Source organism: Nostoc sp. (assembly GCF_036917815.1).
Classification (GTDB): Bacteria; Cyanobacteriota; Cyanobacteriia; order Cyanobacteriales; family Nostocaceae; genus Nostoc.
Genome location: NZ_JBALEK010000056.1, coordinates 48,919 through 62,474, shown reverse-complemented (window position 1 = coordinate 62,474; position 13,556 = coordinate 48,919). Strand labels below are relative to the sequence as shown.

The 13,556-nt window shown below is 40.1% G+C and carries 7 protein-coding genes; 4 read left to right on the top strand and 3 right to left on the bottom strand.

Going from position 1 to position 13,556, the window contains the following annotated elements:
* Positions 1-68 precede the first annotated feature (68 nt).
* Positions 69-686 carry a Uma2 family endonuclease gene (locus V7K97_RS16680; protein ID WP_334802144.1) on the top strand — a complete coding sequence of 206 codons (618 nt, stop codon included), beginning with the start codon at positions 69-71 and terminating at the stop codon, positions 684-686.
* 238 nt (positions 687-924) lie between these two features.
* Here the strand turns inward: V7K97_RS16680 and V7K97_RS16675 are convergent, their stop codons facing one another.
* Together V7K97_RS16675 and V7K97_RS16670 are read right to left on the bottom strand one after the other, a co-directional pair.
* Positions 925-3,546, bottom strand: coding sequence for a PAS domain-containing hybrid sensor histidine kinase/response regulator (locus V7K97_RS16675; protein WP_334802143.1), 2,622 nt, complete (start codon positions 3,544-3,546; stop codon positions 925-927).
* 247 nt (positions 3,547-3,793) lie between these two features.
* Positions 3,794-4,495 carry a rhomboid family intramembrane serine protease gene (locus V7K97_RS16670; RefSeq protein WP_334802142.1) on the bottom strand — a complete coding sequence of 234 codons (702 nt, stop codon included), beginning with the start codon at positions 4,493-4,495 and terminating at the stop codon, positions 3,794-3,796.
* Between the two features lie 279 nt (positions 4,496-4,774).
* Here V7K97_RS16670 and V7K97_RS16665 point away from each other — a divergent pair, with 279 nt between their 5' ends.
* The 3 genes from V7K97_RS16665 to V7K97_RS16655 all read left to right on the top strand — a co-directional run bounded on the left by V7K97_RS16665 (position 4,775) and on the right by V7K97_RS16655 (position 11,241).
* Positions 4,775-6,904 (top strand): tetratricopeptide repeat protein, encoded by a 2,130-nt coding sequence (locus V7K97_RS16665; protein ID WP_334802141.1) that lies wholly within the window; start codon positions 4,775-4,777, stop codon positions 6,902-6,904.
* A gap of 615 nt (positions 6,905-7,519) precedes the next feature.
* On the top strand, positions 7,520-9,949 hold the full coding sequence (locus V7K97_RS16660; protein ID WP_334802140.1) for a hybrid sensor histidine kinase/response regulator: 2,430 nt from the start codon (positions 7,520-7,522) through the stop codon (positions 9,947-9,949).
* Positions 9,946-11,241, top strand: coding sequence for a hybrid sensor histidine kinase/response regulator (locus V7K97_RS16655; RefSeq protein ID WP_334802139.1), 1,296 nt, complete (start codon positions 9,946-9,948; stop codon positions 11,239-11,241). Before V7K97_RS16660 ends, V7K97_RS16655 begins: the two co-directional genes overlap by 4 nt.
* Positions 11,242-11,422: 181 nt before the next feature.
* Here V7K97_RS16655 and V7K97_RS16650 read toward each other — a convergent pair whose 3' ends face one another.
* A complete protein-coding gene (locus V7K97_RS16650) occupies positions 11,423-13,192 on the bottom strand; it encodes a serine/threonine-protein kinase (protein ID WP_334802138.1) in 1,770 nt (589 codons plus the stop codon).
* Positions 13,193-13,556 lie beyond the last annotated feature (364 nt).

Here is a 13,556-nt window from a genome sequence, read left to right as displayed (position 1 = left end):
TTTATCCTACTGTCAAACTTGGTTTCCCTGAAGTTACAATCTAAGGAATTGGGAGCAGTAGACAATTTATGACTCAAGCCATACCCAAACTAGTAACCTTTGAAGATTTTGCAGCTTGGCGTCCCGAAGGCGGAAGGTACGAATTACATAATGGCGTGATTGTTGAAATGGCGCAACCATTGGGAGACCATGAAGACGTTGTTGGTTTTATCGCAAGAAAACTAACAGTAGAATTTGACCGATTAAATTTACCTTATATAATCCCTAAAACTGCGCTGATAAAACCAACTAATTCGGAATCTGGCTACTCCCCAGATGTGCTATTACTCAATCGCTCTAATTTAGTGAATGAGCCACTATGGAAAAAAGAATCAACTGTTAGCCTTGCAGCATCAATTCCCTTAGTAGTTGAGGTAGTTAGTAGCAACTGGGATGATGACTACTACACAAAACAGGGTAAGTATGAAGGTATTGGAATTCCTGAATACTGGGTTGTAGATTATCTCGGTCTAGGCGCTAAAAAATTCACTGGGAACCCCAAACAGCCTACTATATCGATTTATCAACTAATCGATGGTGAATACCAAGTTACTCAATTTAGAGGTGATGACCGCATTGTATCACCTACTTTCCCCCAACTAAACCTGATTGCTCAACAGATTTTTCAAGCTGGTAGTCGCCAGTAGTTTGTATATGCGAGGCGCTCATGTTGCCCGCACTACAATAACTTTACGTTTTCGTGTTATACAATTTAGCTGCACATCAGCTTATCCCGGTTCACGGCTACAGTGCATTACCGCCAAAATTAAAACACTATCTTCCTCAATATTGATGAAACCAGATGAACTATCCAAAGTCTAGCAGGAAAGCAGTAGACATCGGATAACAGTAAAGTTATGGTAAGCCTCCGAGAGCTTACCTGGATCATTTTGCCTCAATCAAATCAGCGATCGCCTGCACCAATACATCTGGATCTACTGGTTTAGAAATATGCATTTGAAAACCGGCTGCTAGTGCTTGCTGTTGATTCATTTCCCCAGCATAGGCTGTGAGAGCGATTGCTGGTACGTGTCCTCCTTGTTGGGGCGATCGCGATCGCACTTCCCGCATCAGCATATAACCGTCTGTCTTTGGCATTCCAATATCACTAATTAAAACATCTGGTACTGACTCAGACAGTGCTTGTAGCGCTTCCTGTGCTGATGCTACGGCGGTTACTTCTACACCGTAATCTTGTAAAATGAAGGTAACTAAATCTCTAATATCTGGTTCATCGTCCACCACCAAAACTTGAGCCTCCGAAAGCATCGAGGATTCAAGCGCACGAGGTAAAGACTGATTCTCCTCACGCCGAACCTGTTCACTTCTAACCAAAAGCGGTAGCTCAACAGTGAAGGTTGCACCCGATTCTTCTCCAAGACTTTCGGCTTGAACATTTCCCCCATGCATTTCTACAACCCGACGCACGATCGCTAATCCTAAACCTAATCCCCCAAATGTCCTTGTTGTTGTGCCATCAGCTTGGCGAAAGTAATCGAAGACATAAGGCAAAAAGTCTAGCGGAATTCCCCTACCTGTATCGCTAACCTGAATTTGCACCTGATTACCAGCTTCCATGAGTCGAATTTCTACTCGTCCTCCTGTTGGTGTAAATTTTACCGCATTAGAAAGCAAGTTCCACACAACTTGCTGGAGCCGATTTGAATCGCCCATAACTTGTCCTAAAGTGGGATCAAATATAGTCTGAATTTGAATTGACTTGGCTTCTGCTGCTAGTCGTACCGTTTCTAATGCTGCTTCAACTACCATTACCAAGTTGACTGGACAGACATTCAAGTTTAATTTTCCTTGGAGGATGCGAGACACATCCAACAAATCTTCAATTAGCTGGGTTTGTAACTTGGCGTTGCGTTCAATGGTTTCCAAGGCGTGGTTAGTAGTTTTTTCATCAAATTTGCGAGTCCGCAGCATTTTTGACCATCCCAAGACGGGGTTGAGTGGGGTTCGCAGTTCATGGGAGAGAACCGCTAGAAACTCATCTTTGATTTTGTTGGCGATTTCGGCTTGTTTGCGTGCTGTCCTTTCGCAATCTAGTAGGCGATCGCATTCTTTCTCAGCTAATTTGCGCTCGGTAATATCCAGTACAAAAGCAACACCATGTTCTTCGGAGTCATTCAGCAAGGCTACCCCCAATACAATTGGTACTCGCTTTCCGTTGCGGTGAATGTACTCTTTCTCATAAATTTTGGAAACTCCAGTGGTTTGCACCTCTAAAATGGCGCGATCGTCTAAATCTTGATACTCAATAGGGGTAAGTTCTCTCCAATTAATTCTACCTAAAATGGCAAACTCATCACGAGTGTAGCCAGCTATTTGAAGAAAGGCATCATTGGCATCAATAACTAACCCATCCACATTCCAAAAAGCGACGCCAATTAGGTTAGATTCAAACAAACGCCGAAATCTGGCTTCACTTTCGCGTAATGATTTTTCTGCCCGTTTGTGTTCGGTAATATCACGAGAAACAGTGATTACGCCTTCAATAGTTTGGTCAATATTGCGTAATGCTGTGAGGATATATTCATAATAATGCAGCCCATCGGCAGTAATATATTTACACTCATCCTTAATCGGCTGCCCAGTTCTCATGACAGCTTGGCGTTGACTATCTACTTGTTCTATTAACTCTGCTGGTAAATCTAGTTCTGGCAAAGTTTTTCCGATTATATCTTGGGGTTTTAAACCTAGTATAGTCGCTGCATCACGACTGACATACTGATAGCAACCTTGGCTATTAAAGATGTAAATGTGATCGACTGAAGCTGTGAGAATAGCATTTAAAATATTTGCCTGTTCTTGCACTTGGGTTGTAAGTTCACGAGTACTTTCTTCTGCCTGCTTGCACACAGTAGTTTCCATACAAACGCCGATCATTCTCACCGCTTGCCCGTATTCGTCATAGATAAATTTTCCCTTGGCAGAAATCCAATGTACACTTTGGTCTGACCGAACTATGCGAAATTCATCATTGTAGTCAGTTTTTTCTGCCAAAGCGTGAGCGATCGCTTCCATGACAGATTGCTTATCTTCAGCATAAACGCACTTATGAAACGTCTCATAAGGGCCGTCTAAACTACTTGGAACTAGACCAAAAAGTGCTTCATAATTCCCAGACCAGATGACTTTATTGGTAATAACATTCCAATCCCACAAGCCCATATGGGAAACATCTAGAGCTAGTCTCAGCCGTTCTTCACTCTCTCTGAAAACTACTTCTACTTGCTCTAGCTTGGCAATTTCTTGTTGGAGTTGCTTTAAAATTACTGCCGCATCTATTGGTAGATTGATAGCTGTGGATGTATCGTTTTGGATATGGGAATTTTCTAGTTCTACTGACAGCTTTCCTTTTAGTTGTGTTAATTCTTCCTCAAGGGCTGCTTGTCTTTGCTGATAAGATATCTCTGATTGCTCAAACTCAGCGACACGCTGCCGTAGAAGTGTTAATTCATCAGTGAGTTGAAAGTTAATTTTATCAACACTTGACATCTTGTACACCGCTCATAACTTAATAATATTAACTTCAAGAGTAGGCACCACCGAGTTTAATTAGTATAAATTTTTCATCTAAAAAATTAATCCATCAAAAGGCACATAAAAAATTCAAAATTACATATTTTAAAATAAAATTCCAATAAATATAGGGTGGATACTGCCACAAATATCAAAATCTATATTTTCGACATCCGTCAATAGTGGACAACCAGACAATAATAGGTAATTAGCTAAAGAAAATTTATCTCTTCAATCGCATGAAAGCTGCACCAATCAATAATCCCGCAATCTGTCCCCAGAAGACAACACCCGATTGATTTACGCCGACAGGAGGAATATTTAAGCTGCCGATACCATAAAATAACTGTTGCACAAACCACCAAAATATATAGAAAAAGGCTGGGAGTTGGATGGGGATATACACGATTATTAGCGGCAAAATGGTGTCAATTTTAGCTTGAGGAAATTTGAGAATGTATGCTCCTAAAATAGCTGCGATCGCACCATTTCCCCCAATCAACGGTACTGTCAGACTCGGTTCAGCCAGAATTTGGACTACCCCTGCGATCGCGCCAGAAGCCAGATAAAATCCGAGATAGCGTCCATGCCCTAGAATATTTTCGACAGTCTTACCAAAAACCCACAAGAATAGCAGATTTCCTAATATTTGACTAAAAGTGCCGTGCAGAAATATGGCAAAAAATAGTGAAAATACTCGCCAAACTACAATTATCCAAGCAGCAGAGTTGTTGAAAAAGAGAGCATTTGTAACTGCTCCACTAATTTGGGCTGGAATCACACCCCAACTATTGATAAAATAACCTAGTTGACCACTAGATTCTAGTTTAAGTTCCCATAAAAATATAACTAGGTTAATGCCAATTAGCCAATAATTAATAATTGGCTTACTCCGACAACGAATATTATCACTAATAGGAATCATATAGATTAGTCATTAGTCATTGGTCATTAGCTATTAGTATTTGTCGGGTGCGTTAGACTAAAGTCATAACGCACCAAACCCTTGAAAATGGTGCCGTACTCTCGGCGATAACAGACCCTACGTGTTGTTCAAAAATCAAATAGGAATCATATAGATTAGTCATTAGTCATTGGTCATTAGCTATTAGTTTTCTTCCCCTGCCTCCCCTACTCCCTCACTTCCCCTTAACCTGTGGCAAGATTGAAATCAGATCGCATCGCACTTAATTAGGCAAACGAGATGCTAGGAAACACACTTGTAGGAAGATACCAAATTATTAGTAACTTGGGAGGTGGGGGTTTTGGTGAAACTTTTGTGGCTTGTGATACCCAATTGCCTGGTTCACCTCCATGTGTCGTTAAGAAACTCAAACCCCAAGCAACAGATCCAGTAAGTTTGGAGACAGCTAGACGTTTATTTGATACAGAAGCACAAGTTCTCTATAAATTAGGAACTCACGATCGCATTCCCCAACTTTTAGCTTATTTTGAGGAAAATGCCGAATTTTATCTCGTACAGGAATTGATCGAAGGTCATGACCTGAGTCAAGAATTAACATCAGGTAAAACCTTAAGTCAAGAGCAAGTAATTGCACTTTTACAAGAACTTTTGACAATTTTAGAATTTGTCCATCAACAGAATGTAATTCACCGTGATGTCAATCCGCGAAATATTCTTAGACGACAACCAGATGGCAAATTAATTTTAATTGATTTTGGCGCAGTTAAACAAATTGCGACTCAAGTTATTACTCCCCAAGGTCAAACTATCGCAACAGTAGCTATCGGGACACCTGGTTATATTCCTGGTGAACAAGCTCATGGTACGCCAAAATTAAGCAGTGATATCTATGCTGTGGGAATAATTGCTATTCAAGCTCTGACTGGATTATCAGCAGAGGAAATAGTAAAAGATGCTGATACTAATGAAATTATCTGGCATAATCAAGCCACGGTCACGCCAGAATTTGCTCAATTTTTAGATAAAATGGTGTGCTACGACTTTCGGCAACGCTATCCTTCGGCAACCGTAGCATTACAAGCGCTGAAGGAATTAACACAACCACCCGCCCAAACAATAGCCTTAACTCCTATTTCTCCACCAAAAAATATAAATAAACCTCCACTTAAAAAAGGTGTATTGGGTAAAGTTTTACTAGCGATATTTTTGATTAGTGTTAGTGGAGTAGCATCAATATTTATTTGGAATCACATTAATTCCAAGAATGCCATAGAATTATCTAAACAAGGAAATACTTTTTTTGATTTGCAACGCTATCAAGATGCTTTAGAGGTATATGAAAAAGCCGTTGATATTCGACCAGATTATGCTCAAGGTTGGAATGGTCAAGGTAAAACGCTAGATAAATTAAAAAAATACAAAGAATCTCTCGCTGCCTATGACAAAGCAATTCAAATTCAGCCAGATTATTTAGATGCCTGGATTGGACGGGGTTTTGTATTGGGAAATTTACAGCAATATCAAGAAGCGATCGCGTCTTTTGACAAAGCCTTACAATTAAATAATGATAACTCAGAAGTCTGGAATGCTAAGGGTGAAGCTTTCAGTAATTTAAATCAATATGACCAAGCAATTAAATCTTATGAAAAGGCGATTGAACTCAAACCAGATAATTACGAAGCTTGGTATAAAAAAGGATTAGCTTTGCAGAATTCTAAGCGATATGAAGAAGCGATCGCAGCCTTTGAAAAAGTCGTTGATTTAAAACCAGACTACGACCAAGCTTGGTATAATTTGGGGAATAATCGAGTTAATATGCAACGCTACCAAGATGCGTTCACAGCTTATGATAAAGCGGTGCAATACAAAGCTAATTATTATCAGGCTTGGTTATCAAGGGGTAATATTCTCATGAATTTAAGACGTTATCCAGACGCAATTGAATCTTTTAATCAAGTAATAAAATACAATCCCAGAAACTATCAAGCGTGGTATAACTTGGGTTGGTCGCTACATCAAAACCAACGCTATGAAGAAGCAATAAAAATTTATTATAAAGCAGCAACAATTAAGCAAAATGATTATCAACTCTGGTATAATCTAGGAAATTCACAATACATATTGCAGAAATACGAAGATGCGATCGCATCTTATAATAAGGCAGTTCGTTATAAGCCAGACCATTCTGAAAGCTGGTATAGCAGAGGCAATGCCCTATTAAATTTGAAACGCTATCAGGATGCGATCGCATCTTACGATCAAGCAATAAAATACAAGTCTAATTACCAACAAGCAATAGATGGTCGCAATCAAGCCCAAATTCAACTACAAGGTGCAAAACCACAGCCTGTAGTTGTCCCAACTCTCCCATTTCCTAATCGCACTAATCCACCGCAGACGATGCCCTAATACATTAAGGGACTGACAAATAAAATAAATACTCAACTAATTAATTCTTGTGGGATGGACGACACGGGTATCCGTAGCCAAAGGCACTCATGTTACCCGCCTCACAAGATTGGATAATTTATTTGTTGGAAGCCCCTAATAATTCGTAATTAGGAATTATTAATAACACTTTTTATAGCCAATAATTGGAATTATAGTTAATTTTCAAGAACATTTTGAGATAAAAACTTATAATTCATGGCATTACTATAAATTTCTGGTTTATTTTACCAAAAGCTGTGAGCATCGGTAATTTTTTGGGCAATCTAAAGATAACCTAGAACACCAATTCAGTAATCCTGAAAGAACCTCTCCCCCAACCTCTTGATCTTGGCGTCAGCCTGCCGTTAGGCAAGCCCAGAGGGGAGTTTGGCTCCCCATTGGTGTCAACTTAAGCAAAAACGCTTATCCCACAGGCGTTTTACCCCCCTTAATCCCCCCTTGTAAAGGGGGGAAACAAGAAAATCCGGTTCCCTCCCCTTTATAAGGGGAGGGTTAGGGTGGGGTAAAACCTTAATCAGCTATTTCAGACTTAGAATTTCTTCTTACCGAACTGTGTGATTAAGGAGCTAACCCTTGATACAACAAAACTCCAGCCTATCGACATCTGACAAAGAAAATCATCCCTTACGGAATTTACTGATTCGATTTATTCTTGGCGGCACCACCCTTGTAGTCAGTATTTCTGCTTATTTCAGCTATCAAGCCACTAGAAACATGATGCTCAAAGATTTGAGACAGAGCGCTTTTTTAGAGGTACAGAGAGGGAGTGCTGAAATTGAGGAGTGGTTAAATGTTCGGCAAGTAGAGGTACAAACCCTGGCGAATACTTCAACTGTACGCTCCTTAAACTGGTCTGTGGCAGAACCCTATTTAAAGGCAGAAGTTAAGCGGATCAATGAATTTTTCTTGTTCCAAATAGCTAACCCAGATGGTTCATATTCCAATACAAAAGTTGGTCGAGCAAATAAAAATATTCAGGATCGAGACTACTTTCAAAAAGCAATTGTGGGAAAGAGCAACATTTCCGATCCCTTCATTAGCCGTTCAACAGGAATTCCTTTAATTGCGATCTCTACCCCGATTTGGTCAAATTCTGCAAGCAGTAATTCACCGATCGGGGCTTTCCAGGGGAATGTGAGAGTCGATCGCATTGCAGAGGTTGTCAACTCCCTCCACTACGGCGCGAATAGCTATGCTTTCGCTCTCAATTCCCAAGGACAAGCGATCGTCGATCCTAACTCGGCGTTAATGTCAACCGTAGAAAAACCTGCACCCAGCCTGCTGAAAATAGGCGATCGCAATTTAAATGCGATCGCTCAGAGGATGGTAAACAAACAACAGGGAATTGAGTTAATGGAAATTGACGGCACTAAAAAGTATGTAGCTTATCTGCCGTTGCAAGGCGCTAATTGGTCTGTGGCTTTGGTGATTCCCCGGCAAAATATCGAATCTCGATTGCAATTCCTCGATTTAATCGCCTTAATTGTCGGTGGATTGACAGTCACTATGATTACCGTTTTATGGCAGGTGCAAGCATTTGAACAACGTGAACTTAAAAAATCTAAAGCTGCGGCTGATACAGCCAACCATGCTAAAAGCGAATTTTTAGCCAATATGAGTCATGAACTGCGAACGCCCTTGAATGGCATTCTCGGTTGTGCCCAAATTTTGCTGCGTTCTCCAGCTTTACCTAAACAAGAGCAATATCACGTCAATATTATTGAACAATGCGGTTCTCATTTACTGACTTTAATTAATGACATTTTGGATCTCTCCAAAATTGAAGCGAAAAAGCTAGAACTGCATCCTGATGATGTGCATTTCCCCTCCTTTCTCCAAGGAATTGTCGAAATCTGCCAGATTCGGGCAAAACAAAAAGGCATTTTATTTGTCTATAAACCTGCGCTCAACTTGCCTACAGGGATTCATGTCGATGTGAAAAGATTGCGTCAGGTGCTATTGAATCTGCTGGGAAATGCCATCAAATTTACAGATAAAGGCCAGGTTACTTTCAATATTGAAGTAATCGATCAACCTCCCAGCGATCGGCAGAAACATCGTCTTCGCTGTACCGTAGAAGACACGGGAATTGGTATAACTCCCGCAGAATTGAGCAAAATTTTCTTGCCATTTGAACAAGTAGGTGAGAAAAAGCGCCAAGCTGAAGGCACTGGGCTGGGTTTAGCTATTACTCAGCAGTTAGTACAGATCATGGGTAGCGATATTCACGTTCAGAGTCAGATCGGTCAGGGGAGTAGCTTTTGGTTTGAGTTGGAGATTCCCGAAGCGACTGACTGGGTACAATCTGCGATGACTGCATCAGAGAAACAAATCATTGGTTTTGAGGGTAGCCCCTACACCATCCTGATGGTTGACGATCGCTGGGAGAATCGCACAGTGATTACAAACTTACTCCAACCACTGGGTTTTAATGTAGTTGAAGCCAACAACGGTAAAGAAGGTTTAGAAATAGCGATCGCCCTCAAGCCAGACTTAATCATCACAGATTTGCTGATGCCAGAAATGGATGGGTTTGAATTAATTAAACACCTGCGTCACACTCCAGAAATTAAGGATGTATTGATTATCGTCTCTTCCGCCAGTGTCTTTGAAGCCGATCAACATCGCAGTCTGCAAGCTGGAGGTAATGCCTTCTTGAGCAAACCTATACAGGTAGATGAATTGTTGCATCAACTAGAAAAATATTTAAATTTGGTATGGATTTATAAGCAATCTCAGCCTGATGGAGAAAAAGCTCAAGAAGCATCAATAGCAAATAGCCAATCTGCTCAATTAACTCCTCCATCGTCCCAAATTTTGCACGAACTAGTCACCTTAGCCAGTAAAGGTAACTTCAATGCAATTCTCAAGTGTGCCGATCAACTGGAGGAAACAGACACAACCTTCGCACCATTTGCTAACGAACTACGGCAACTAGCAAGGCAATTTGATGAAGATTTAATCCTCAATTTATTGACTCAATATGCGGTGGAAACAGTATGAAAACGGCTATTGAAGACCAAAATAATTCGATCAATCACACTCCTTCTAGGGGAATTGTTTTAGTCGTTGACGATAACCCTGCCAATTTACAAGTTTTATCCAGCTTTCTGGATCAGTCTAACTTTGAAGTTTGGGCAGCGCGTAGCGGTGAGAAAGCCCTTAAGCGATTAGAAAATGATGATTTACCTGATTTAATCTTGCTGGATGTAATGATGCCGGGTATAGATGGTTTTGAAACCTGTAAACAGCTAAAAAGCAATCCTCGTGTCCAAGATATTCCAGTCATTTTTATGACAGCCCTCTCAGAAACTGCTGATAAAGTCAAAGGTTTGCAATTGGGAGCTGTAGACTACATTACCAAACCTTTTCAGCATGAAGAAGTCTTAGTGCGGATCGAAAATCACTTCAAGCTGAGAAATTTGACGAAAACCTTAATCGCTAAAAACGCCGAATTACAACAGACTCAAACTCAACTGATTCAAGCAGAAAAGGTAGCAGCTTTAGGCCAAATCACAGCAGGAATTGCTCATGAAGTTAATAATCCCATCAATTTTATAGCTGGCAACTTAAATTTTGTTGAAAAGTATGTACAGGAGGTAGTTAGTTTACTGCATCTCTATCAAAAACATCTGCCCGAACCACCAGAGGAAGTTAAAACCGCGATTCAAAAAAGCGATCTCAACTTTTTGTTAGATGATTTATCTAAAATTATTCAATCCATGCAAGTTGGAACAGATCGCGTTACAGAAATTGTGTCATATTTGAACAACTTCTCGCGCCACAGAGAAGCTGGCAAGAAACTAACTAACTTGCATCAAGGGTTAGAAAGTACATTAGTTATTCTCGGACATCGCTTTAAACTAAATGCTCATCGCCCCGCCATCCAATTAGTTAAAGAATATGGAGATTTGCCACTTATTGAGTGTTTCCCTGGCGAAATTAATCAGGTATTTATGAATTTAATTTCTAATGCGATCGATGCAGTTGAAGAAACATATAAAAATGAAAATTTTGATGCAATTTATCAACATCCTGGTGTGATTAAAATTAAAACTGAGGCAATTGGAGAGCTAGTTATTTTAAGAGTTGCCGATAATGGCTCAGGTATAAAAAACACAGACCCAACAAAAATATTTGATGCTTTTTACACAACAAAACCTGTTGGTAAAGGAACAGGGCTTGGTCTATCTATTGCTTACCAAATTGTGGTTAACAATCATCATGGCAAGCTCACATACCATTCCAAGGCAGGTGAAGGGATAGAGTTTATCATTGAACTACCCATCCGATAATTCAGGAGTAGAGCCGGAGACGCTCCGCGGCTTGGCGTCAGAATGCAATTAGTAGAGGATTAATATGAATAGACCACACGACGCGTAGGGGCACAATATATTGTGCCCCTACAATGACTGTATTCTACGCATCTGAAAATTGCTGTATGTAACAAGTCTATGCATTTAAAAATTGCTGTAACTACCGAATATTAACCTCTTGCAGGTAATTTACTCCCTGAAAAGATTCAACCTTAGTGACTGATTTTTTAGGAACGAATGAATTTATTCTTTTTGCATAAGCTATCTTTTGATAGTCAGTCAGCACGCGTTGTTTTTGAGTATACTCATTTAATTTGACTTGAGCTTGAGCATAAACTAGAGTATCTTGGGGAATATTTTTGAGAAATTTTACAGCCCGATCGAAATCACCAATAGATGCTTTTTTGTAAGCTTTCTGTAAAAAGTAAGCTGCTCTAATCTGTCGCTTTTGATTGTATTCAGCTAACTTTTCTTGAACTAAAGCACCCGCATGACTTTCTTGAGGAATTTGACGCAGATATTGTAATGCCGCCGAAAAATCTTTTTCAGAGGCTCTTTCGTAAGCTTTTGCTAATAAATCTTGCGTTTGGGCTTCAATATTGACAGATGCTTTCTGAACTAGTTTATTTGTTTTAGATTGCCAATATAAAATATTTGGAACTTTAGCAGCAGCATGAAGAACATCTGACCATCTGCTCTCATGAAAAGCTGTTTGTGCTATTTGATATTGCTGTGCAGCCACTTGCCATTGCCCTTGCCATTGTTCAATTGTCGCTTGGGCTTCTGGATAAACATTACTGTGGGAGGGAATCGATTTAGCGAGGGCGATCGCTTCTTGCAAATCCCCTGCTTGATATTCTTTTGTGGCTTTATATAAAGTATCTGTTTCTGAGTACGCAGGCGAAGTATTAACTAAAGAATATACACCAAATCCCATCAATAAAGAATTAGCCGCCAGTCCTATTTTCATTCCGGTTAATAACGGGGATGATTTACCAGATTGAGGATTTTGATAATTATCATCTTCAATAGCAGCTTCTGGGAAAAATTCAGAATCTTCGTCTAATATTTGTGATGGCTGAGTTTCCCAGATTATTTGTTTAAGTACCCGCAGCACCTCACCCGCAGACTGAAAGCGGTCTTGGTAATTATAGCGGATCATTTGGCTGAGAACAGCAGCTAGATAATCGTTAACTGGCGTGTTTTGAGAACGCCAAAAAATTTCATTAGTATTAGGATCAACTTTTAATTGTAATGGTTCTAGCCCTGTTAAAGCCTGGATAGCAATCATACCCAAAGCATAAATATCACTGTTGGGCTGTGTTTGTCCAATAAATTGCTCTGGCGGTATGTACCCCAATGAAGTGACGGGAATTCTATCAATGGCCAATTCTGCACATATCCCAAAATCAATGGACTGGATTGAGCCATAGTCAATCATAACTAACTTGCGATCGCTACTGCGTCTGATCAAGTTTTCCGGTTTGATATCGCAATGGATTACGCCTTGAGAGTGAACAAATTCTAAAATACCTAAGGCATCTATCAGAAATTCTATAACTTCTTTTTCAGTCCACAGACAGCCCCATTGTTGATCAATAGGCAATTCCGCAGTCAGCCCATGTCCTTCAATACGCTCTTGCACTAAATAAAATCGCTGGTTTTCTTCAAAGCAGGCGATAAATTCAGGAATTTGGTCATGGCTTCCTAGAAGTTTGAGGGTTTGGGCTTCAGTCACAAACAGTAACCTCAACATCTCCAAGTAGCCAGATTCGGAACTACTAACTTTGATCTGTTTAACAACGCATTTGGGATTCTCTGGATAATCTACGTCTACAGCAATGTATGTTTGTCCAAACGCCCCTGCACCAAGGCTTTGAACGATTTGGTAACGCCCTTGTAGTAATTTACCGATTATGTGGTAGCTCATGACCTGGTTACTCAGTAAGTCCTTTTATTTACTTTTTCTGACATTCCCTGCTGTTTCCGGAATGCTTTAGAAATAAATAACCAGAGTTTTGATACCTGGAATACAAGTTTAATTTGTTAAGTATTATTACGTAATAAAAGATAATATTTTATTAAAATTCTTAATCTGTGTAAGAGGTTGTTTGAAAAGTTAAAAGGGCGGTTAGAAACCGCGTCTACACAGACGAAACCCGCCTGCGCGGGTTAAAAACATTAATTTTCTCTTAGTCCGCGCAGGCGGACGAGAGTTTGTGTAGCCGCGAATTCCATTCGCCCAGGCTTAAGTTGACACCAATGCCAAGACGCCCACCCCACAAGATGGATAA

Excerpts from the sequence above, each read along its gene's own strand:
- V7K97_RS16680 (WP_334802144.1), top strand. The coding sequence starts at position 69 with ATGACTCAAGCCATACCCAAACTAGTAACCTTTGAAGATTTTGCAGCT.
- V7K97_RS16675 (WP_334802143.1), bottom strand. The coding sequence starts at position 3,546 with ATGTCAAGTGTTGATAAAATTAACTTTCAACTCACTGATGAATTAACA.
- V7K97_RS16670 (WP_334802142.1), bottom strand. The coding sequence starts at position 4,495 with ATGATTCCTATTAGTGATAATATTCGTTGTCGGAGTAAGCCAATTATT.
- V7K97_RS16665 (WP_334802141.1), top strand. The coding sequence starts at position 4,775 with ATGCTAGGAAACACACTTGTAGGAAGATACCAAATTATTAGTAACTTG.
- V7K97_RS16655 (WP_334802139.1), top strand. The coding sequence starts at position 9,946 with ATGAAAACGGCTATTGAAGACCAAAATAATTCGATCAATCACACTCCT.
- V7K97_RS16650 (WP_334802138.1), bottom strand. The coding sequence starts at position 13,192 with ATGAGCTACCACATAATCGGTAAATTACTACAAGGGCGTTACCAAATC.